This window comes from [Phormidium] sp. LEGE 05292, from assembly GCF_015207735.1.
Lineage (GTDB): Bacteria > Cyanobacteriota > Cyanobacteriia > Cyanobacteriales > Aerosakkonemataceae > Floridanema.
In genome coordinates, this window is sequence record NZ_JADEWG010000034.1 from 1 (window position 1) to 21,593 (window position 21,593).

Annotated in this window: 17 protein-coding genes and 1 CRISPR repeat array; of the genes, 10 read left to right on the top strand and 7 right to left on the bottom strand. The window is 40.6% G+C overall.

Features of this window, described 5'->3' with window-relative positions; all coding sequences use genetic code 11:
• Positions 1–34 precede the first annotated feature (34 nt).
• The 6 genes from nifD to nifB form a co-directional block, all read right to left on the bottom strand.
• Complete coding sequence (gene nifD / locus IQ264_RS12065; RefSeq protein ID WP_193981029.1) at positions 35–1,510, bottom strand: nitrogenase molybdenum-iron protein alpha chain; 1,476 nt, start codon at positions 1,508–1,510, stop codon at positions 35–37.
• A 130-nt stretch (positions 1,511–1,640) separates the two neighbouring features.
• On the bottom strand, positions 1,641–2,531 hold the full coding sequence (gene nifH / locus IQ264_RS12070) for a nitrogenase iron protein (protein WP_193981030.1): 891 nt from the start codon (positions 2,529–2,531) through the stop codon (positions 1,641–1,643).
• A 150-nt stretch (positions 2,532–2,681) separates the two neighbouring features.
• Positions 2,682–3,566, bottom strand: coding sequence for a Fe-S cluster assembly protein NifU (nifU, locus tag IQ264_RS12075; RefSeq protein ID WP_193981031.1), 885 nt, complete (start codon positions 3,564–3,566; stop codon positions 2,682–2,684).
• Positions 3,567–3,632: 66 nt separating this feature from the next.
• Entirely contained in the window at positions 3,633–4,838 is a 1,206-nt protein-coding gene (nifS, locus tag IQ264_RS12080; RefSeq protein ID WP_193981032.1) for a cysteine desulfurase NifS, read from the bottom strand.
• A 23-nt stretch (positions 4,839–4,861) separates the two neighbouring features.
• A complete protein-coding gene (locus tag IQ264_RS12085) occupies positions 4,862–5,209 on the bottom strand; it encodes a 4Fe-4S dicluster domain-containing protein (RefSeq protein WP_193981033.1) in 348 nt (115 codons plus the stop codon).
• A 163-nt stretch (positions 5,210–5,372) separates the two neighbouring features.
• Positions 5,373–6,836, bottom strand: a complete 1,464-nt coding sequence (nifB, locus tag IQ264_RS12090; RefSeq protein WP_193981034.1) for a nitrogenase cofactor biosynthesis protein NifB — start codon at positions 6,834–6,836, stop codon at positions 5,373–5,375.
• Positions 6,837–7,768: 932 nt separating this feature from the next.
• Between nifB and cysE the strand changes: the two genes are divergently transcribed.
• The 9 genes from cysE (at position 7,769) to IQ264_RS12135 (ending at position 12,437) form a co-directional block, all read left to right on the top strand.
• Complete coding sequence (gene cysE / locus IQ264_RS12095) at positions 7,769–8,554, top strand: serine O-acetyltransferase (RefSeq protein ID WP_228061481.1); 786 nt, start codon at positions 7,769–7,771, stop codon at positions 8,552–8,554.
• Positions 8,547–8,822 (top strand): Asr1405/Asl0597 family protein, encoded by a 276-nt coding sequence (locus IQ264_RS12100; RefSeq protein WP_193981035.1) that lies wholly within the window; start codon positions 8,547–8,549, stop codon positions 8,820–8,822. The genes cysE and IQ264_RS12100 overlap by 8 nt, the downstream gene beginning before the upstream one ends.
• 27 nt (positions 8,823–8,849) lie before the next feature.
• Entirely contained in the window at positions 8,850–9,065 is a 216-nt protein-coding gene (locus IQ264_RS12105) for a DUF2949 domain-containing protein (protein ID WP_193981036.1), read from the top strand.
• Positions 9,066–9,079: 14 nt separating this feature from the next.
• On the top strand, positions 9,080–10,222 hold the full coding sequence (nifV, locus tag IQ264_RS12110) for a homocitrate synthase (protein ID WP_193981037.1): 1,143 nt from the start codon (positions 9,080–9,082) through the stop codon (positions 10,220–10,222).
• The gene (locus IQ264_RS12115) at positions 10,203–10,493 is read left to right on the top strand and encodes a nitrogen fixation protein NifZ (protein WP_193981038.1); all 291 of its coding nucleotides are present in this window, start codon (positions 10,203–10,205) and stop codon (positions 10,491–10,493) included. Before nifV ends, IQ264_RS12115 begins: the two co-directional genes overlap by 20 nt.
• Entirely contained in the window at positions 10,471–10,677 is a 207-nt protein-coding gene (gene nifT / locus IQ264_RS12120) for a putative nitrogen fixation protein NifT (protein ID WP_193981039.1), read from the top strand. Before IQ264_RS12115 ends, nifT begins: the two co-directional genes overlap by 23 nt.
• A gap of 296 nt (positions 10,678–10,973) precedes the next feature.
• The gene (locus IQ264_RS12125; RefSeq protein ID WP_193981040.1) at positions 10,974–11,594 is read left to right on the top strand and encodes a (2Fe-2S) ferredoxin domain-containing protein; all 621 of its coding nucleotides are present in this window, start codon (positions 10,974–10,976) and stop codon (positions 11,592–11,594) included.
• Between the two features lie 31 nt (positions 11,595–11,625).
• Positions 11,626–12,042 carry an ArsC/Spx/MgsR family protein gene (locus IQ264_RS12130; RefSeq protein ID WP_193981041.1) on the top strand — a complete coding sequence of 139 codons (417 nt, stop codon included), beginning with the start codon at positions 11,626–11,628 and terminating at the stop codon, positions 12,040–12,042.
• Positions 12,043–12,059: 17 nt separating this feature from the next.
• Positions 12,060–12,437 carry a hypothetical protein gene (locus IQ264_RS12135; protein ID WP_193981042.1) on the top strand — a complete coding sequence of 126 codons (378 nt, stop codon included), beginning with the start codon at positions 12,060–12,062 and terminating at the stop codon, positions 12,435–12,437.
• A gap of 92 nt (positions 12,438–12,529) precedes the next feature.
• On the opposite strand, the gene IQ264_RS12140 is transcribed toward IQ264_RS12135, so the two are convergent.
• Positions 12,530–17,596, bottom strand: a complete 5,067-nt coding sequence (locus IQ264_RS12140) for a DUF4347 domain-containing protein (RefSeq protein WP_193981043.1) — start codon at positions 17,594–17,596, stop codon at positions 12,530–12,532.
• A gap of 886 nt (positions 17,597–18,482) precedes the next feature.
• Between IQ264_RS12140 and IQ264_RS12145 the strand changes: the two genes are divergently transcribed.
• Complete coding sequence (locus IQ264_RS12145) at positions 18,483–20,465, top strand: PP2C family protein-serine/threonine phosphatase (RefSeq protein WP_193981044.1); 1,983 nt, start codon at positions 18,483–18,485, stop codon at positions 20,463–20,465.
• Between the two features lie 134 nt (positions 20,466–20,599).
• A CRISPR array of direct repeats spans positions 20,600–21,503; the repeat unit is 37 nt; unit sequence GTTTCAATCCCTGATAGGGATTAATGTTTTTTCCGTC.
• Positions 21,504–21,593 lie beyond the last annotated feature (90 nt).

Here is a 21,593-nt window from a genome sequence, read left to right on the forward strand (position 1 = left end):
CTGCTCCCCTGCCCCCTAGTCCCCAAACTAGTCCTTAGTCTTCGTTCTTCCAAGGAGCTTTGATTAAACTCCAAGTTGGGTTGTTAATTGCCAAATCCATATCGCGTGCAAACACTGCAAATCCGTCATAGCCGTGATATGGGCCAGAGTAATCCCAGGAGTGCATTTGCCGGAATGGTAACGCCATCTTGTGGAAGACATATTTTTCTTTAATTCCAGCAGCGATCAAATCTGGTTTCATTTTTTCAGCGATTTGCTCAAATTCATAACCAGAAACGTCATCGTAAATAATGGTGCCGTCTTCGATGTATTCAGCGGTACGTTTGTAATCGTCGTTGTGACCGAATTCATAACCTGTACCAATTACATTCATTCCCAAATCTTCAAAAGCTGGGACGATGTGACGTGGACGCAGACCACCAACCATCATCATTACGGTTTTGCCTGCCAAACGAGAGCGATATTTTTCAACGATGGCTTCTGCTTGGGGTTGGTATCTGGCGATAACTTCTTCTGCTTTGGCTTGAATTGTTTCGTCAAATTTCGAGGCGATTTTCCGCAGAGAGTAAGCAATTTGAGTTGGGCCGAAGAAGTTGTATTCAATCCAAGGAATACCGTAAGCTTCTTCCATGTGACGGCAGATGTAGTTCATGGACCGATAGCAGTGAATCAAGTTCAATTTTGCTAACGGTGTCATCACTACTTCGTTGAATGTACCATCACCAGAGAATTGGCAAATTACGCGCAAGCCGATTTCTTCTAAGAGAATGCGAGAAGGCCAAATGTCTCCACCGATGTTATAGTCACCGATAATGTTGACATCATAAGGGCTAGATACAAAACCTTCGGGAGTCTTGCGATATTGGTCTGCTTTGGGCAACACCCAGTCTCTTACTGTGTCGTTGGCGATGTGGTGTCCTAGAGATTGAGAAACGCCCCGGAAACCTTCGCAACGTACAGGTACAACTGGTTTTTCGATGTCTTTGGCTTTCTTTTTAGCAACTGCTTCGATGTCATCTCCGATTAGACCGATCGGACATTCAGATTCGATCGTGATACCTTGGCTTAATGGGAAGAGTTCTTCCATTTCATCGATCAGTTTCGCCAGTTTTTTGTCACCACCGAATACGATGTCTCTTTCTTGGAAGTCGGAGGTAAACTGCATGGTACCAAAGGTATCAACACCTGTAATACCAATGTAATAGTTACGACGACCAGACCAGGAATAATAACCGCAACCAACAGGGCCGTGACTCAAGTGGATCATATCCTTGACTGGGCCCCAAACCACACCCTTAGCACCTGCATAAGCACAGCCACGAGTGGTCATTACGCCTGGAACAGATTTAACGTTGGATTTAACTCCGCAATCAGATTTGCCTTCTTCGTATACGTTGAGGTGTTTTGCCCGTTTCTTACCACCTTTCTCTGGGTAAGCTTCAATAATTTCCTTAAGTAGTTCTTTTTTCTCTTCGTTCGTTGTGGGGATGGTGTCGTTGGTTGTTGTCATGATTCAAAGCCTCGTTTCAATGTAGGGAGTAGGGAGTAGGGAGTAGGGAAAGGGAGGAGTGTAGGGAGGTGAGGAAGAATTTTTCCTACCTATCTCTATTCCCCATTCCCTAACAAATGACGGATTAGACTTAGACAGTAACTTTTGCCTTGTCTGCTTCGAGTGCTTTTTGGTATTCGTCTTCACCGCCCAAGATACCGAATTCAACTAACAAGTCTTCCAGTTCGTCCATAGAGATTGGAGTTGGAACAGTGAGGTTCTTGTTATCGATGATCTTCTTAGCTAATTGCTTGTATTCTTCATTTTGTTGGCTGTCGGGTGCATATTCGTTAACAGTCATCCGACGTAGTTCTGCGTGTTGAACAATGTTGTCACGAGGAACAAAGTGAATCATTTGGGTGTTCAGACGTTTTGCCAAGGTTTCGATTAGTTCGAGTTCCCGGTCAACTTTACGGCTGTTGCAAATCAAACCACCTAAACGAACGCCGCCAGAGTGTGCATATTTCAGAACGCCTCGTGCAATGTTGTTAGCTGCGTACATCGCCATCATTTCACCAGAGGTAACGATGTAGATTTCTTGTGCTTTTCCTTCACGAATAGGCATTGCGAAACCACCGCACACAACGTCGCCTAATACGTCATAAGATACGAAATCGAGGTCTTCATAAGCGCCATTTTCTTCTAAGAAGTTAATAGCGGTGATGATGCCACGTCCAGCGCAACCTACACCGGGTTCTGGACCACCAGACTCAACGCAACGTACATTACGATATCCGGTCAACAATACTTCTTCGAGTTCCAAATCTTCTACAGCGCCCCGTTCAGCAGCTAAGTGGAGAATTGTGGTTTGGGCTTTGCTGTGTAACATCAAACGGGTAGAGTCTGCTTTGGGGTCGCAACCTACGATCATGATGCGTTGGCCCATTTCTGCCATTGCTGCGATCGTATTTTGAGAAGTTGTGGATTTGCCGATACCGCCTTTGCCGTAGAACGCAATCTGTCTAATTTTTTCGTCAGTCATTGGTTTGTCTCCTTAATGTTATGCTGTGTATTCTTTGAATGCTTGAGTAGTTGAGTATGGATTGGGCTTCAGATGTGGGTTTGGCGGCGACCGTCCCACAGGCAATCCTGGGGAATATTGATAACTTTTCATGATTCTTTTTCCTGATTTTTAGACTGATTCAACAACTAAACTTGGTAATACTAATTGTTGTAATTTTTGTTCGATCGCAACTTTCAAAGTTACTGTGCTACTAGGACAAGAACCGCAAGCACCTTTGAGTACAACTTTTACTTTGTCGCCTTCTACGTCGTAGAGTTCAACGTCTCCGCCATCTGCGGCTAAGAATGGTTTAACTTCTGTCTCTAGAACTTTTTGAATGAGAGTGATTTTTTGCAGGTTGGTTAACTTAGGTAAGGTATCTGTTTCTGGTTCAATTACAGGAACTAGAATTTTTTCTTGTTCGACTCCTTCCCAAACATCGGTAATTAAATCATCAATATCTGATAAACAAGTAGTGCAACCGCCCCCGGCTTTAATATAATTTGTGACTTGTTCAGCAGTGGTGAGATTGTTTTCCTTAATCGTCTTTTTAATCCTGGTTTCTGTAATCCCAAAGCAGCGACAAATCATGGCACTTTCGTCTTCTTCATGATGCGCTAGCGGGATACCTTTGTAGGAGTAAATCGCTGCTTCTAATGCTTCTTGCCCCATTACGGAACAGTGCATTTTTTCTTCGGGTAATCCGCCTAAGTATTCGGCAATTTCTTTGTTGGTTAGGTTCAAAGCTTGATCGACTGTCATGCCGACAATCATTTCGGTTAAGGCAGAGGAAGAAGCGATCGCACTTGCACAACCAAAGGTTTGAAACTTAGCATCTAGAATTATATTAGTTGCTTCATCAACTTTGAGGTGTAATCTGAGGGCATCTCCGCAAGCAATGCTACCTACTTCTCCCGTAACAACTTTGATTCCTGGTTTGTCTGCTGCTTCTATCAACCCCTGGTTTTTTGGATTGTAGAACAAGTCCATTACCTTATCTGTATATTCCCACATAGCCTTGGCGATTTCTGTTGTAAATGTTGCAGTTTGATAAAAATTTGGAAAAGCAAATCCGTCAGTTTATTTAGGAGTTGCAGCAAGGGCTTTTTCCTGCTCTTGCAACCAGGCTTCCTGGTCATTTTTGAAAGGTGATAAAGCTCTTAAACGCTCAATAACTGGTGGCAGTATTGATAAGACTTTTTCGACTTCTGCTTGTTTGGTGTAACGAGACAAGGAGAACCGAATCGAACCATGTAACACTGAATAAGGTAAACCCATTGCTCGTAAAACATGGGAGGGTTCTAAAGAACCAGAAGTACAAGCCGAACCAGAGGAAGCACAAATTCCATACTGATTCATGGAAAGTAGAATTGCTTCACCTTCGATATATTTAAAGCCAATATTAGTAGTATTGGGAAGTCTATATTTGGGATGTCCGTTAACTACTGTATCAGGGATAGTATTAAGAATACCTTGTTCTAACAAATCGCGCAAGGCTTGTTCTTCAAATACATTATCCAGATGTTGTAGTGCTAATTCACAGGCTTGTCCTAGCGCAATAATTCCCGGTACATTTTCTGTTCCTGCACGTCTTCCTTTTTCTTGATGTCCGCCAATTAACATCGGACGGAATCTCACACCTTTTCTGACATATAAAACCCCAATGCCTTTGGGTGCGTGCAATTTGTGACCGGAAATTGTCATCATATCCACAGTGCTGGTTTTCATATTCAGAGGAATTTTGCCTGCTGCTTGCACTGCGTCTACATGGAAGATCGCGCCATTTTCTTTAACGATTTGACCGATTTGTTCGATCGGAAACACCACACCAGTTTCATTATTAGCATACATAATTGAAACTAAAGCTGTGTTACCCGTGAGGGATGCTTCCAACTCAGCTAAATCGATTTGTCCTTGACCATCTACGGAAAGATAAGTAACAGTATAACCTTGATTTTCTAGCTGTTTACATTGATTTAAAACAGCAGCGTGTTCAACTTGAGAAATGATAATGTGAGTTTTGTTCGGACGTGCTGCTAAAGCGGCGCGAATAGCTGAATTATTACCTTCTGTGCCACAACTTGTAAAGACGATTTCGGTAGATTCTGCACCTAACAAAGCGGCAACTTGTTCTCTGGCTTGTTTAACTGCTTTGCCAACTTGACCACCAAAGGTGTGCATACTAGAAGGATTACCGTAAAACTCACTTAAGTAGGGCAGCATTGCCGCTAAAACTGCTTCATCAACTCTTGTAGTTGCGTTGTTATCTAAATAAATTACTGACATAATGCTGCTCCTATAGTCTGAGATTAACGAGATACAATGACTCTTTTAAGTTCTTGAGAATAGGTGTTAAACCACTTCTGCCAGTAAGGGTCTTGTTTAGTTTTACTGATGCGATTAACTAAGTGGTTATAGGTGTTAAACCAAGACTCCCAGTAATCCTCAGAAGAGGCAATAGCACTTAATCTACGAACACAACCATTATTAGTCGGACAAACCGCTTGACATTGGGGAATGCTGTAAAAACCGACGCAACCATTACATAAGTTAGAGTCTATTTGGTAGGTCTGTCCTTTAACAGAAATTGCTTTAGTTGGACATTGAGGTAAACAGCGATCGCAAGCAATACAGTTATTCGTAATTGTGTAAGTCATTGCCCCTCCTTTTAGAGTTTTGAGTTTTGAGGTGTAGAGGCGGGTTTTGCCTAGAGATTATTTGTCAGAGACAAAGATTGTGTACTAAACCCGCCCGTAAAGAGTTTTGAATTTATTCATCACTCATAACTTATCGACGTAACTCATAACCCCCGTAGGGAAGTTACACTGTTGCAGTTTGAGTGGAGAGCCACTTTTGATAGAATTCCAAAGCCACTTTATCGATTAAATCGTAAGCTTCCACTGGTTCAATTCCGGCTTTTTGCAAAGTTTCTTGGGGACAATGACCAATCTTGGAAACTAAGACAGCTTTGCAATCTTCTAGCATCTTCATCATGCCGTCTAAAGATTCCTCTTCACCGAAACCGCCTTGGCAGTATTGTTCAACTTTGCGGTGTCCGACGAATTTGGCGCTTACGCCATCAACTTCGTAAATTTGGAACTCTCTGGCATGACCGAAGTGTTGGTTAACTAAACCGCCTCCTTTGGTTGCTACTGCAACTAAGATTTTGGGAGTGTTAGCAGCTTTCTTAGCGATCGCTTTGGCAACTTTGATAGCTTCTTGTTCTTCCCGAACCTTATCAATAGCTGCATGAACTTCTTGACGCTTCTCTAGGTTGTATTCAGGTGCCATTTCCAAGAACTTATCTTTGGTAAATTCTTGAGAACGGTCTTCACCTAACAATCCCACCGCATCAGCGCGACACTGACGGCAATGGCGCATCATTTTCATATTGCCGGAACAGTTATCTTGTAGCGCCTTCAGTTCCTTGGGTGTAGGCCCGCGTTGCCCGGTTAAACCGAAGTGTGTACCATGTTCCGGTGCGGAAATCAGGGGCATAATGTTGTGCAAGAATGCGCCATTTTCCCGAATTACTTTGTCAACTTCAACTAAATGTTCGTCGTTAATGCCGGGAATCATTACGGAGTTGACTTTGCAGAGGATGTCGGCTTCTCTGAGGGCTTGTAAGCCTTCCATCTGTCTTTCGTGGAGGATTTTAACTCCTTCGATACCTCTGTAACGTTTGCGTCTGTAGTGTACCCAAGGATAAATTTTGGTTCCTACTTCCGGGTCTACCATATTAATAGTTATGGTGACGTGATCGACGTTGAGTTGCTTGATGCGATCGACATGATCGGGAAGCATTAAACCATTGGTAGACAAGCACAGTTTAATATCTGGGGCTTTGTCAGCAATCAATTCAAAGGTGCGGAAAGTCTTTTCTGGGTTGGCTAATGGATCTCCGGGGCCCGCAATTCCTAAAACGGTCATTTGGGGAATTTTTCCGGCGATTACCAATACTTTATGTGCGGCTTCTTCCGGTGTCAGGAGTTCACTAACTACTCCAGGGCGACTTTCGTTGGCGCAATCATATTTACGGTTGCAGTAGTTGCATTGAATGTTGCAAGCTGGTGCAACTGCAACGTGCATTCTAGCGTAATGGTGGTGTGCTTCTTCGCTGTAGCAAGGGTGCTTGGCGATGCGTTCTTTAATTTTTTCGTCGAGGGTTGTTTCAGTGGAAGAAGAACTGCAACCGCAACCGCCAGATTTTTTGGTTTTAGCAGTGGTCGCATCTGACTTTATCGCTTCCGGTGTCGTCGTGACTAATGTTGTGGTTGAAGACATCGAATTTCCCAGTAACTTGCTGTGTTTCCGGCGTAAGTACACTTAGCTGCAAAAGAAGCGAACTTTGTTTTGGTCTTCTGCTGAAATTTAAGTGCCTGACGTTATTGGATTTATACCAACAGGTCTTCAACCAGCCCGAACTTTTGCCCTGGATTCAGATTTATTGAATTTATTAGATTTGTACTCAAGCCCTCAAACCATACGCTGATATAGATCGAAAATTTTTTTCGGGGTGAGGGTACTAGTATTTTCGGGTAGAGGTGTGAGTATTTCTGGTAAGGGGTACGAGAATAGCTTGTACTCAGGCGTAAACCTTTATATAGCAAAGGTTTGATGGTTTTTTACGCCTGTTTTTTGGTTTCCAATCCTGTACTCAAAATCTATTTAAGGCGATTTTGGAACAGGTGCGATTTGCAAATTAAATTGTGATTATGTATCCAAAATAGCACTTTAATTTTAAACGGTAGTCATTGTGACAAAATTTGTTACACTTGCTGGGAAAAGCAGAAGGTAGAAGGCAGAAGGCAGAAGGTAGAAGGCAAGAGAGGTTCTACCTCCCAGATCTCATTCCCCGGTTCCACCTGGGAACGAGGAGACGAGGAGTAATCCAGTTCCCCCCTTGTTAAGGGGGGTTAGGGGGGATCGATCGACCTGTGAGTACAGATTTTTTTGATAATGATATTAGGCTAAAACCCTTACCAGTTAAGGAGGTTGGGGTTGGGTTTTGAGTACAAAAATGCCAGTACCCCCAATAAAAAATACTTGTACCTGATGGGAAAAATACTCGACCCCCTACCCCCAAAGTTTTTTTTATCTATTAAATAGAGAGGTTTTGAGGACTTTGAGTGCAAGGTTAATAAGTCTAATAATTCCAATCCACTCAGAACGATCGCAACTTTAAAAATCAATTTGTTATAAGCAGGAGAACAGCGTTGGTTCCTCTGTCGATGCTACTGCCTTCTACCAAACCGACTGATAAAGTATCTCTATTCCAGAGGTTTAGGTGTTCTCCTAGTTCTGAGACTCCTGGATCTGGTTCCAAAAAGAGCGATTCTCTAGGATTAAATGCAATACTGGCAGATTTTCGGATTATCTTTGAGCGAGACCCAGCGGCGCGGAATTGGCTTGAGGTGATTATCTGTTACCCTGGTTTTCATGCTCTGTGTTTGCATCGCGTCGCCCATTGGTTGTACGCACACAAGGTCAGTTTTTTCCCACGTTTGATTTCGCACATTGGCAGATTGTTCACGGGAATTGAGATTCATCCTGGTGCAACGATAGGGATTGGTGTGTTTATCGATCATGGCATGGGAGTAGTGATTGGCGAAACTGCGATCGTTGGCAATTACTCGCTAATTTATCAAGGTGCTACTCTCGGCGGTACGGGGAAGGAAAGCGGTAAACGCCATCCTACTGTAGGAAACAATGTGGTGGTGGGTGCTGGTGCAAAGGTGCTGGGTAATATCCGCGTTGGGGATAATGTCCGCATTGGTGCTGGTTCGGTTGTGCTGCGCGATGTTCCTACTGATTGCACAGTGGTAGGAATTCCGGGTCGAATTGTTTCTAAGCAGGGTAAAGGTTGTCCTTTGGAACATGGCAAGTTACCTGATACGGAAGCAACTGTGATTCGCGGTTTGCTCGATCGCATTGAACAATTGGAACAACAAGTCAAAGACCTGAAAAATTTACAGAGAATCAATCAAGAAAATTATGTTTGACTCTCCTAATTTTCCGCCTTTAGCTAGTCAGATTGTCGAAATTTCTCGTCCGAATCGTTGGCAAGTTTATCATCGGTTGCAAGAGTTAATGATTTCTTGCTGGTGTCCTCATGATGGTTCGCTGCGAGTTGAGGTAAATAACAGTATTGAAGCAATTCTAGTTCGCAGTACTGTGCAGCAATTTATAGCTTCTCGTGCAGAATTAGTTGATTGGTTAGAACGCTGTTGGCGAACTAAAATTTCCGGGGATTTTAGTAATTCCAGTTAGATTAATCCAAGTACGGGAGGTAATGTCATGGAACGCAGTTTTAAGTTTAGCGAATTCATCAACTTTCTCCAAGATGATTTACAGATTTCTAGTTCTGCGATCGCAATGGCACTCCGTACTCATCAGCAATGGCATGACCCTTTACCGATGTTACTTTGGCAGTATGGATTAATCTCGATCGAGCAGTTAACGAGAATTTTTGATTGGTTGGAAATGCAACCTCCTAAAGATTGGAAACTTTAAACTTGTGCAGTACCATGAGTGAAATTATTCAGATTAATGATACGACTCTCCGGGATGGCGAACAAGCCGCTGGTGTGGCTTTTACTATAGAAGAAAAATTGGCGATCGCTCTTTTTCTCGACAGCATTGGAGTGCAAGAATTAGAAATTGGCATTCCGGCGATGGGTCAAGAAGAACAAAAGGCAATTTCTACTGTGGTAGAAGCTGGTTTGTCTGCCAAACTTTTGGGTTGGAACCGCGCAGTTTTAGCTGATATTGAAGCTTCTATAGCTTGTGGTTTGCAACGAGTTCATATTTCGATTCCTGTTTCGGAAATTCAAATTAATGCCAAGTTTCAAGGACAATGGCAGTTAATCTTGTCTCGACTAAAAGATAGCGTTAATTTCGCCTTAGATAAAGGTTTGTTTGTTTCAGTTGGAGGTGAGGATTCTTCGAGAGCAGATGAAAGTTTTCTCTTAGATGTAGCACTCTTAGTTCAAGAATTAGGTGTTTCTAGATTTCGTTTTTGTGATACAGTAGGAATACTCGATTCTTTTAGTACTTACGCTAAAGTTAAACGGTTAGTTTCGCACTTACAAATTCCCATTGAAATGCACACTCATAATGATTTGGGGATGGCAACTGCAAATGCGATCGCCGGAATTTTAGCAGGTGCAAAATCAGTCAATACTACTGTGAATGGATTGGGAGAAAGAGCAGGTAATGCTGCATTAGAAGAAGTAGTCATGGGGTTGAAACGAGTTTATGCAATGGATCTCGGTATCAATACCCGCAAGTTTCAAGAACTCTCACAATTAGTCGCCAAAGCATCAGGAAATGAAGTTCCTCCTTGGAAAGCAATCGTCGGTCAAAATACCTTTGCTCACGAGTCAGGAATTCATGCTCATGGTGTGTTGAAAAATCCCTTAACTTATGAGCCATTTGCTCCCGAAGAAGTAGGTTGGGAACGGCGTTTAGTTGTGGGCAAACATTCCGGGAAGCATCTACTTATTAATGTATTAGAACAGCATAATATTGTTCTAGAACCATCAGAAATTGATTCCCTTTTAGAAAAAGTCCGGCAGCTTTCAGGACAAGTTAAACGCGGTTTAAATGTTGAAGAATTGTTGAACTTAGTTAATACTCGGAGGATTAGTCATGGGATCGGCATCAGATGAAAATGAATTATTTGGCCCACCTGCTTTTGATATGGAAGACAAGGTGAAAGTGAAAAAGTTAATCCGCAATGATGGAACTTTTCCTAATAAAGAAATCGGAGAAACTTTAGCTAAAAAAGGCGACGTTGGGTATATAGTTGGTATAGGTGATTATTTGCAAATGTACTATATTTATGCAGTACATTTTGTAGAGAGAGGCATAATAGTCGGTTGCCGAAAAAAAGAATTGGAACTAGTGGAGGAATTTTATGAAAGTAATGTTGCGTCATAATTGCGCTGGACATTTAATTGCTTATGTACCCAAAAAAGATTTAGAAGAGGAAGTTGTCAGCGAAAAGGAAGTTTCGGAAGGTAAACATTTTGTTTTGGCAAATGGTTGGGAATTAGTAATTCCTGATTTAACCGATACTTTAAGTTTACCTATGACTGTAGAGGCTAAGGTGATCCGCGACTAAATTGAATTTTTTGTAGGGTGCGAAGCGTGATAACGTAACGCACCATCCCATCATATTTAGCGTCACTGCGTTTTGATTTAGGAAGGTACGACTAAAGTCGCTACAACAAACCAGGTTCGTTGTGAGCACTTCAGTGCTTTTATTCCCAGAATGTACGACTAAAGTCGTTACAACAAACCAGGTTCGTTGTGAGCACTTCAGTGCTTTTATTCCCAGAATGTACGACTAAAGTCGTTACAACAAACTTAATGAGATAAATTCTGCGTCCACATTTGCAAAGATTAGGAGTTACCCCGATGGATATGTGTAGTTTTCAACCTCAGTCAAGCTTCTTTTTAGAAGGACAGTTTTTAGGTTTTGAACAAAAGTCCAGTGGGAAAATTAAATCTTTGCGAATTGCGGTAGAAAATAATGTGTTGCAAATTAAGTTACCGAAAGAGACAAGGGGGAAAATTAAACAGGTTTTAATTCCGGGCGATCGCATTGAAGTATCAGGGGAAAGAAAACAAAAACATTTTACGGATTTACCTAAATTAACAGCTTATCAAGTTAATAAAGTTAATGAATCTTTGGGAGAAGATTGTCTCAATAATTGCTTACCAACAGTAGATATTGTCGAATCGACTCTTAAATCTAAAAAAGTCAAGTTATTAGTTTGTAAAAAATCTGGTTGCATGAAACGGGGTGGTAAAAAGCTGAGTCAAGAATTAGAAGCTGCTTTGTGCGATCGGGGTTTACAAAATCAAGTAGTTATTGAATATACCGGATGTTTAAAATGTTGTGCTTCTGCACCTAACGTACTTTTAATGCCAGGAAAAGTTCGCTGTAGCAAAATGTCTCCTGAAAAAATTGTTGATTTGTTAGCTGATAAACTATCACCAACCATGTACAGCTATCAACAATTTCCCTTAACTTAATTGTACCCCAACTTTCCCAAATTAACCTACTATGTTTACTGTAATTTTCTACGAAAAGCCCGGTTGTACCAATAACAAAAAACAAAAAGCTTTACTCTTAGAAGCTGGACACCAAGTACAGCCAGAAAATCTCTTAACTACTACTTGGACTAAAGAAAAATTACGTCCGTTTTTTGGAGATTTACCTGTTCGTGAGTGGTTTAATTATAGCGCCCCTCGCGTTAAATCAGGTGACGTAAATCCTGAGTTTTTAGATGAGAACACGGCATTAGAGTTAATGATGGCAGATCCTTTATTGATTCGCCGTCCATTAATTCAAGTTGGTGATGTACTAACAGTGGGATTTAACTTAGAAAAAATAAATGCTTGGATTGGCTTAAAACCTGAAGTTCCCGTGAATCAAGACTTAGAAACTTGTCCCCGTACCAAAGCAGCAATGTCTCATTAAAGAGATGGGGAATTACTATGAATCTTTCTTCTCTACCATTTGAAGATTTACCACCTGATGCTTCCGGTTTGGAAGATACTTTACAACGTCTACAATTGGAAGAGATGCTTGCTAAATATTTTTATGATGCTTGTCATCCTGAACAGCAGGCATTACTCTCTAATTGTGAGTGGTATATTACCACTTATAGCGAAGTCCCAACACTAATTATTGAATGCCCGGATCAAATAGTTAACTGGAAAGTTTTAAAATCTTTGGTTAAAATTGGCGGCGTACTTAAACGCATAGCCAAACAAGGCAAAATTAGAGTTTACTCGCCTGCAAGTAAAAATGCACCCTTTGAAATGCGAGTAGATGAATTACCTGTTTATCGGTATCCAGATTTACTAAGTTAAAGAACTCAGAGAAGATGGAGAAGATAAACCTGGTTTCTTAAACAAGACGTTCGACAAAATTGGTCAAAAACTCGAATTTTTCTGAAGTTAACTCAAGTCAGAAAAATAAAATCCTGCTGAGTAATCAAATTAGCAGAAATGCCATTCAAAGTTGCCAACAATTGATTATTGCTAGTCAAACTAATCAAAGTGTTATTTCCGCTTTGAACAATGCTCAGTTGTGGGAAAGTTAGATTACCCAACAAAACTAAGGAATCTACCCCATCTTGGAAGTCAGTAATCACATCACTACCTTGACCAACAACTAACACAAATTTGTCACTGCCGTTGCCTCCCATGAGTGAGTCATTACCAACATCACCACTAAGCAAGTCGTTGCCATCGCCACCGATGAGGGTATCATCTCCTTTACCACCATAAAGGGTATCATCTCCCAGTTCGCCATTAATCCAATCTGCGCCTTGATTGCCGAACAACAAATCATTGCCAGCACCACCGCAAATGTCATCGTCATCGCTGGCAGTATCGTTACCATTATTACCTCCGATACCTCCGAAAATAGTGTCGTTGCCATCATTACCGCATAGACTGTCATTGCCTAAATCACCGAATAGCAAATCGTCTCCTGCATCACCGCAAGCTATGTCATCATCTTTACCAGCGTAGATAGTATCATTCCCATCTTCGCCAAACAGCGAGTCATTGCCAGTGTTGCCATGAAGCAAATCATCACCGCTACCACCGAAGATTAAATCGCGCTCGTTATCGCTGAAAGCATCGCTACCACCGCCGAACACGGTATCGTTGCCTTTATCACCAGCCAAGGTATCATTGCCTCTGTCCCCAAATAGTAGGTCATTTCCTTGACCACCACGAACGAAATCGTTACCTTGACCACCACGCACAGTATCATCACCTTGATTACCGTTCACAAAGTCGTCATCTTCGTTACCGTTAGCGAAGTCGTTACCTTTGTTAACGCAAATCCAATCCCGTCCTTTACTGCCAAAAATCAAATCATTCTCTTTTCCACCAAGTAGGTTATCGTCACCCGCTGTTCCTAACAATAAGTCCTCATCAGCAGACCCCTGAAGCAGATCGTTGCTGTTAGTACCAAACAGTAAATTGTTGTCGTCATTAATCGATCGCACCTGCTCAGTGGCATTTAATTCTGCTGATACACCAGGCAAATTATTAACATCAGGATGAATAATTTCATCGCAGAAACAATCAACAGTGCCATTTTGATCGCTAACCCCAAGATTACCAACAGGCGTGTTGTTAACTGGGTTAATTCTTAGGTTAACAGTAGTATCAGCAGTGGTATAATTTGCACCATCAAATCCACGCCAATTGAAGCTAGTAGTACCACTCCAACCAGTAGCGGGAATAAAGCGGAGATTGATTAGTTCAGCAAAGGGAATCTCTTGATTAAGGGTGACATTGCTGTTACCTAATAGCAATATACCGTTATTGGGAAGAGAAACAATTTTTATTTTGCTGAACTTATTATTAGAATTGGTAAAATCAGTAGGCGAGAAAGTAGTCAGCGTATTTTCTTTCCCGGTTTTGTTGATATTGGTGTCAACTACTGAAGTATCATCATTAACAATTGTGCCAACCGCTCGGTTACTAATGACCGTCCCATTCAAGAGGTTATAAAGGTTAACTAAGAAGTTTTTGTTGGTTTCTACAACTGTATTGCCATTAACAGCGACGGAGATATTTTTGAAGATTTCTCCTGGGTTAAAAGTGAGAACACCAACAGCACTATTGTAATCTTTTCCGGCAATGGAAATGCCGTCAGTAGTAGCGTAGTTAACCTTTACAGGTTGATAGCTGGGGTTAGATAAAGTAACGACAAAATTGAAGTTAGTAGTGCCACTGTCACCTTCATTTTGTATGACATCAGCAATAGCAATTCCTGGGAGAGAATCATCATTGTTGATGGTTCCTACAGCGGTGCCATTAGCGATCGTAGCGTTGATCGGATTAGAGAGATTGAGATTGAAGGTTTCGTTGGGTTCGTATTTGTAATCACCAAGGGAAGTAATAGCGATCGTTTTTTTGGTTTCCCCTGGTGTAAAACTCAGAGTCCCAGAAGAACTGTTGTAATCGCCATCTGCAAAAGTAGCAGTACCATCAGAAGTGCTGTAGTCAAAAGTGATTGGTTGAGAACTAGCATTGCTTAAGGATACCTCAAAAGTGTGGGTGACAGTACCACCATTACCTTCATTTTGGGCAATAGCGTTGCTGATAGAAATTGCAGATAATTGTGCAGGTAATTGGTCATCATTTTTGATGGTTCCTACGCCAGTTTCATCAGCAATAGTCGCGTTAGTTGGGTTAGAGAGTTTCACCTCAAAAGTTTCATCAGCTTCGGATTTGGTATCACCATTAACCGCAACTGAAATACTTTTTTGAGTTTCCCCAGCAGCGAAAGTAAGAACCCCAGAATTACTGGTGTAATCGTTATCGGCGGTAGTGGCAGTGCCATCTTGAGTGGTGTAGTTGACGGTGATTGGTTGACTGCTAGCATTGTTTAAACTAACAGTAAAGTTGAAGTTAGTTGTACCGTTATTTTCTTCAGATTGAGTGACATCGTTGATAGAAATAACGCTAGGTGTATTATTGGAATTAGCGATCGCTAAAACAAAACTATTGCTGGCAGTAGCATTAGAGGTATCTTTGGCAGTTACCTTAATACTGAGGTTGCCCACATTCTCATTATTAGTAGGAGTGCCACTGAAAGTACGGGTAGTGGCATCAAAAATCAACCAACTAGGCAGTTGGTTGCCATCATCCAGTGTGGCTGTATAGCTGAGGGTGTCCCCAATATCGACATCCTTGAAGGTATTCTCAGGAACGGTAAAGCTAAACGCACTGCCTTTAGTAGCACTTTGATTGGCAATGGGATTGGCAACCGTTGGGGGATCGTTGACAGGAGTGATAGTGGTATCAATGGTACTAGTAGAAGCTGAAATTGCTGTTGTTCCACCATTGGTACTGGTATTAACATTAATGGGAGTTGCATTATTGGTAAAACCAGCAGTGTAGCTGTCGTCTAATGCCCTAACACTCAGAGCAGTTGGAGTACCGTTATAGTTACTAGCAGGGACAAACCGCAGCAAACTACTGGCTGAAAGTGCTAATGCTGTGCTGCCATCTCCGACTGTGCCAATGTCATACCAGTTAGTGCCATTATTAGTGGAATATTGCCATTTTCCTTGGGTTGAGCTGGCTGTGTTACTGACGATCGCAACACCGCTTAAACTTGCGCCTAAATCTGGGTCGCTGATTTTTCCAGAGAACAAATTGCTAATAGTTTGACCAGGCGGGTTAGCAGTATCTTCGTCTACAGGAGCTAGAGTAGCATTGCCTGTCAAGCTAGGAGCAGTATTGTTGAGTTTTAGATTAACCGTTGCGATTCCAGTAATTTGCAGAGTCGGATCTCCAGGCATTCCGCCGTATTCCACGACGTAGCCGTTCATATTAGTATTATTGGCAGCGTAGTCGTTCCACTTACCAGTGGGCAAGAAGTGAGCATAGTCTTCCCCTGGGTTTACACCGTAATTATTCGGCTCACCAAGTTGCCAGTTAGTGTAGCTTCCATTAACCGCACTTCCATTGGACAATCCTTGCCAAAATAAAGTTCCGGCTTCTGGCCCTGTTACCCAGCGCCATTCTCCTTCCTGAACACTATCGTTGGCTCCCATCCATCCCTGACCTTGAAGTTTACTCGAAACAAAGGAGTTTTCGCTTTCAGAGGTGATAGTCACCAAATAACCTTTTAGACCAAAGAGGGTTTTACTGTTAGCCACACTACGAGCAATATTCCAGTTAATAGCTGGAGCATCAATAAAATCGTAGAAGTGACCATTTACAGGGTTCGCTAGGTTACTACCAAGGGTGAACTGAATTGAGCGGGGAAGTTTGGTAGGTGTATTGCTACTGTTGCTGTAAGTGACTTTCCTGAGAGCATCTTGATATGTATCAACGGAAGCAGAGCCTTTTAGGGTCATCACACCTGTGATGTTATTGTATTTCCAAGTCAGACCATCAACGACACCACTGGTGCCTGTCTGACCGGAAATGCTCAAACTGTCTTGGCTAGCATTAAAGTTAGTAGAGATAACTACGCTTGCTTCATCTAGGTTTGCGCCATCAGGATCGGTTATCGTCAGAGGGGAAGCAACGATCGTAGGGGTAGAACCCGTGAAATAGTCAACTGTACTGTTGAGGTTGAGTTTTAATACCGGGGGCTGATCGTCATTAGTAATGGTTCCCTTGACTGGCTCGCTAGTGACAACATTGTAATTGTTGCTGCTGATTAAACTTAATTCAACGGTTTCGTCTGGTTCAACATCTGTGTCTTTAGTCGGTGTAATGGTGAGGGTGGCAGTATCAGAACCAGCCGCAAAGGTGACATTACCAATTCCAGTATTGCTATCAAATTGAAAGTTATTTCCACTAGAAACCGTGTAATCGGTGTTGTAAATCGCATTACCACCAACGTTGAAGTTAACCGTTAGTGTAGTAGAGAGATCGCCAGTGCGGTTAAAAGTATAAACTAAGTTGGTAGCCCCATCTTCTGTTACCGAACTCGGTGAGATGGCTAGGGAAATTCCAATAGCTAAAATACCCGGATAGCTTGCCGTTACTGAAGGTTGAAAAGCTAAAAGTGAATTGGCTTGGCCTATTTTTACCTCTAGATCCCAGTTGCCTCCTTTGGCTGAATTTCCTGTTAAGGTGCGAGTTGCGGCAATGTTTGCTCCGGTTAACTGATGCAGTTTTTGGATAAATTCTTCGCCTGCATCCCCTGCTGCTACGTTACAGCCGTAGAGTAAAAGAGTGCGATCGTACTGTGTAGATTTCCAACTTTGCCATTGCAAACCATAGTCTTTGAGAGTATCCAAATTTAGTTGGGCATTTCCCAAATACAAACAGCCAGGAGCACCGTGACAAACAATATGTACTGCCGAAACCTCACTGCGAGAACCCAGTATCTCCGTAATTTGATAGATACCATCTTTTGCCGGGTCAAGGACTATTACTTCATAAGTCCCATCTACTCCCGCTACCAAAGTCTGATAATCAGCTACAGCAGCATCGATAACAACAATAGCGTTATGCCTGTTGGCAACAAATTCGTTATTCATGAGGTAAATGCGTCCCTTGGAAGAGTTTGTTCGTAGGAGAAAAATTGGAATAAAATGGATTAATGGTATATGTTTCAGGAGAGAAATCAGACACAGCTATTCTGCTGGACTAGAAAAATGGGCCAGCATATATAGTAGTCTGAGAAAAAAGGATGACTTTTTTCAATCTCTCCTATTTTTTACTGGAAGTCCTACAAAGCCTTTGTTTTCTTGATTCATGTTGTGATGTGAGTGTTTTTACAGATTTTCAGTGAAAATAACTATCCAAATATATAATATATATTTTTTTTTCCTAAGTAATTTCACTAGTTGATATTTTTATACATTTACTTGAGATATATAAAAAAAACTTATAATTTCTCGCTATTCATTCACATATAGTTATCTGGATACTCTGGCTACGTATAACCCACATTCCGTACTCCCTAGATATAGTGTGTCATACCTTTATAATTCCTAGATTTAGAGTAGAACTAATGTACTAAAAATTACATACAACACGCACAACTCTGGCTGCATCAAAGCTTTTAGGCTTTATTATCAAAATAATTTATATCAGCCGCTACTTTTGACACCAAATATCCAGGAAAGTAGTTTTTGATAGTAACGCAAGTTGCTAGTGCAGCGCGGCAGAAATAACCAATCAGTTTTTTCTCCCCATCCCCCCATCTGTTCATCTTTGGAGTGGAACAGGTGGGAAATTTCTGCCCAGATGCACTAGTGGGCTGGCGCTCTAGAATGGAAGTATCTGATTTTGAGCAACAAAAATTGTTGTAGCTGTAGAGACGTTGCGTGCAATGTTTCTACAGTAGTTCAAAATAAAAGGGTAATTGTTGGGTTTTTAGTATTAATTAAATTTACTAGTTTTGTTTATCAAGGTAAATGTATGAAGAGAGTTTTTAAACCAGCTATTGATTTAATGAATCAATTGAAGTATCCGCAAAAATTTACTTTGATTACCATGTTACTGGCTTTGCCTTTATCTTTAATGATGTGTTTGTTTTTATTGGAAACTAATATTCGGATTGATTTTACTCAAAAGCAAACTTATGGAATTAAGTATTTACAGCCTTTACGTGAACTTAGAGAAGCTATTTTTGAAAGTTATTTGATTGAGCAAGAGTTAAAGTATAACTTTGATTCTGAAATTTATCAAAATAAGCTTAAAAATGCTAATCAAAGAACTGGGGAAATTTTCCAAAAGTTAATTAATAAAGACCGACAATGGAAAAATGTGCTACTAACTACTACTAAGCTGAATGAAGTCAAAAGTACCTGGGAGCAATTACAAGAAAATTATCAAATTTGGAGTCCAGAAACTAAGAATGTTTTTTATAATCGATCGATCGCCCAAACTTACGAACTCACAGCCAAAGTTGGAGAGGCTTCCAATTTAATTTTAGATCCTTATTTAGATGCTTATTATTTCAGCGATGCTATTCTCGCCAAACTTCCCCAAATTCAAAGAACATTAATCGAAATTAAAATTCTCGGTAATAGTATTAATCGCAATCAAGAAATTACACCGGAAGAGAGAGGCAATCTAGTGCAATTATCCGGTTCATTAAAAGATTATACTCAAGAATTATCGCGCAATTTAGAAGTAGCTTTGAATCAGTCTAATTCGCCAGATTTACGACTCAAACTTAATCAAGATTTACAAGAACTGCTCCTCACTAGTAAACAATTAAATAAGCAACTTGATGTTCTCACTAGTCCTTATGCCAATGCACAACCACTTAACTATATACATCAAGCTGACCAAACTTTAAAGTTAAGTTCTAAATTAGAAAATAAAATTTCTCAAGCTTTAAATAAGATTTTACAAACTAGAATTAGATATTTGAGAACAAGACAGCAAATAATTGTTATTTTTGTTTTGCTAATTTCGGGAATTGTGATTTATCTTTGGATCGCTTTTTACAAAGCAGTTATGTTGACGGTGGAACATTTAGACGAAGCTGCTAAACGAATGACTAATGGTTTTGTTGGCGAAGATATCAGGCTAGAAAATAAAGATGAACTTGGTCAAATTGGGAAGTCTTTTAATAAAATTGTTACGGCTTTACGCTACTCTAACGAAGAAGTTACTCGTTTAAATGAACGACTTAAAACAGATAATTTACGCATGAGTGCTGAGTTAGAAATAGCCAGACAATTACAAGAAATGATTTTACCTAAAGAAGAAGAACTTAAACAAATTGCCGAACTTGATATTTCTGGTTTTATGGCTCCTGCTCATGAAGTTGGTGGTGATTATTACGATGTTCTGCAACAAAATGGTAAAATTAAAATTGGTATTGGAGATGTTACAGGTCATGGGTTAGAAAGTGGTGTGGTGATGATTATGGCACAGACGGCTGTGCGAACTTTACTAACAGTAGAAGAAACCGATCCTGTAAAGTTTTTAAATGCTTTGAATCAAATTATTTACCGCAATACTAATCGGATGAAATCCCCCAAAAATATGACATTATCGCTGTTGGAATATGAAGCGGGAGTAATGCGTTTAAGTGGACAACATGAAGAGTTAATTGTGGTGCGAAATAATGGAAAAATTGAACGAATTGATACTTTTGACTTAGGTTTTCCTTTAGGGTTAGAACCAGATATTACACCGTTTATTCAACAGGTGGAAATTACTTTGCGATCGGGAGAAGTTGCTGTACTCTATACTGATGGTATTACTGAAGCTGTAAATTCGCAAAATGAACTGTATGGCTTAGAAAAATTTTATGCAATTCTGCAAAAAAATCATCATCTTTCAGCTGATGGAATTCGTCAAGCTGTGATTGACGATCTGATGAGTTATATCAATGAACAAAAAGTATTTGATGATATTACATTAGTAGTAATTAAACAGAGATAAGTTGTTAATCATTGGTTACTTGTTATTGGTCGTTGGTAAAGATGTTATTAGTGGAATTGTAGGTTTGGATGCTCATTTTTTGACCACCAGCTTGAACAAAATGTTTATCAAAAGTTAAAACTGTTGGAATATTTGTTTCAATCCCTGATAGGGATTAATGTTTTTTCCGTCAATTCACGATGTCCGGCGCGGCTTCTACCCAGTAGTTTCAATCCCTGATAGGGATTAATGTTTTTTCCGTCTTTCTCCCCCTGGTTTTTAAATTGTTTACTCGGCGTTTCAATCCCTGATAGGGATTAATGTTTTTTCCGTCCCGATTTGCAAAGCGGCTTGTTGCGGGCTACCAGGGTTTCAATCCCTGATAGGGATTAATGTTTTTTCCGTCTGGACTACGCAAAGGCTAGAGATGCTTATTACTTAGTTTCAATCCCTGATAGGGATTAATGTTTTTTCCGTCAAGATTGGCAACAACGTCAACTGGTTATTAATTGTTTCAATCCCTGATAGGGATTAATGTTTTTTCCGTCGTTTGAGTATTAAAATTATCATCCATAATTCTAAAAGTTTCAATCCCTGATAGGGATTAATGTTTTTTCCGTCTAGTACTTGGGGAGTGAAGTCTTGGGGGGAACTACAGCGTTTCAATCCCTGATAGGGATTAATGTTTTTTCCGTCATTATCGGCTTATGATTGAATCTGGATAAGCTGTAGTTTCAATCCCTGATAGGGATTAATGTTTTTTCCGTCGGTATCAAACGCAATTTTATTCTTGATGCCAATGCGTTTCAATCCCTGATAGGGATTAATGTTTTTTCCGTCTTTAAATTTTGATTACGATAGTAGCCAGTTTGCGATTGTTTCAATCCCTGATAGGGATTAATGTTTTTTCCGTCTTGTTACTTTTATTCCCATTTTGAATTAATTAATAGTTTCAATCCCTGATAGGGATTAATGTTTTTTCCGTCGGTCATGTCATGCTGTCCTCTTAAATTCAGCATGATGTTTCAATCCCTGATAGGGATTAATGTTTTTTCCGTCTGCGGAAACCCGAAAAGTAGAATATATGAAGTTTTCAAGGTGCTATACCGCGAATGAAAAAAATTATAACATCGAAACCAGTAACTTGAA

What these genes read in the sequence shown, in the direction of transcription:
- nifD (WP_193981029.1), bottom strand. Translation starts at nt 1,510, where the DNA reads ATGACAACAACCAACGACACCATCCCCACAACGAACGAAGAGAAAAAA.
- nifH (WP_193981030.1), bottom strand. Translation starts at nt 2,531, where the DNA reads ATGACTGACGAAAAAATTAGACAGATTGCGTTCTACGGCAAAGGCGGT.
- nifU (WP_193981031.1), bottom strand. Translation starts at nt 3,566, where the DNA reads ATGTGGGAATATACAGATAAGGTAATGGACTTGTTCTACAATCCAAAA.
- nifS (WP_193981032.1), bottom strand. Translation starts at nt 4,838, where the DNA reads ATGTCAGTAATTTATTTAGATAACAACGCAACTACAAGAGTTGATGAA.
- IQ264_RS12085 (WP_193981033.1), bottom strand. Translation starts at nt 5,209, where the DNA reads ATGACTTACACAATTACGAATAACTGTATTGCTTGCGATCGCTGTTTA.
- nifB (WP_193981034.1), bottom strand. Translation starts at nt 6,836, where the DNA reads ATGTCTTCAACCACAACATTAGTCACGACGACACCGGAAGCGATAAAG.
- IQ264_RS12100 (WP_193981035.1), top strand. Translation starts at nt 8,547, where the DNA reads ATGTTTGACTCTCCTAATTTTCCGCCTTTAGCTAGTCAGATTGTCGAA.
- IQ264_RS12105 (WP_193981036.1), top strand. Translation starts at nt 8,850, where the DNA reads ATGGAACGCAGTTTTAAGTTTAGCGAATTCATCAACTTTCTCCAAGAT.
- nifV (WP_193981037.1), top strand. Translation starts at nt 9,080, where the DNA reads ATGAGTGAAATTATTCAGATTAATGATACGACTCTCCGGGATGGCGAA.
- IQ264_RS12115 (WP_193981038.1), top strand. Translation starts at nt 10,203, where the DNA reads ATGGGATCGGCATCAGATGAAAATGAATTATTTGGCCCACCTGCTTTT.
- nifT (WP_193981039.1), top strand. Translation starts at nt 10,471, where the DNA reads ATGAAAGTAATGTTGCGTCATAATTGCGCTGGACATTTAATTGCTTAT.
- IQ264_RS12125 (WP_193981040.1), top strand. Translation starts at nt 10,974, where the DNA reads ATGGATATGTGTAGTTTTCAACCTCAGTCAAGCTTCTTTTTAGAAGGA.
- IQ264_RS12130 (WP_193981041.1), top strand. Translation starts at nt 11,626, where the DNA reads ATGTTTACTGTAATTTTCTACGAAAAGCCCGGTTGTACCAATAACAAA.
- IQ264_RS12135 (WP_193981042.1), top strand. Translation starts at nt 12,060, where the DNA reads ATGAATCTTTCTTCTCTACCATTTGAAGATTTACCACCTGATGCTTCC.
- IQ264_RS12140 (WP_193981043.1), bottom strand. Translation starts at nt 17,596, where the DNA reads ATGAATAACGAATTTGTTGCCAACAGGCATAACGCTATTGTTGTTATC.
- IQ264_RS12145 (WP_193981044.1), top strand. Translation starts at nt 18,483, where the DNA reads ATGAAGAGAGTTTTTAAACCAGCTATTGATTTAATGAATCAATTGAAG.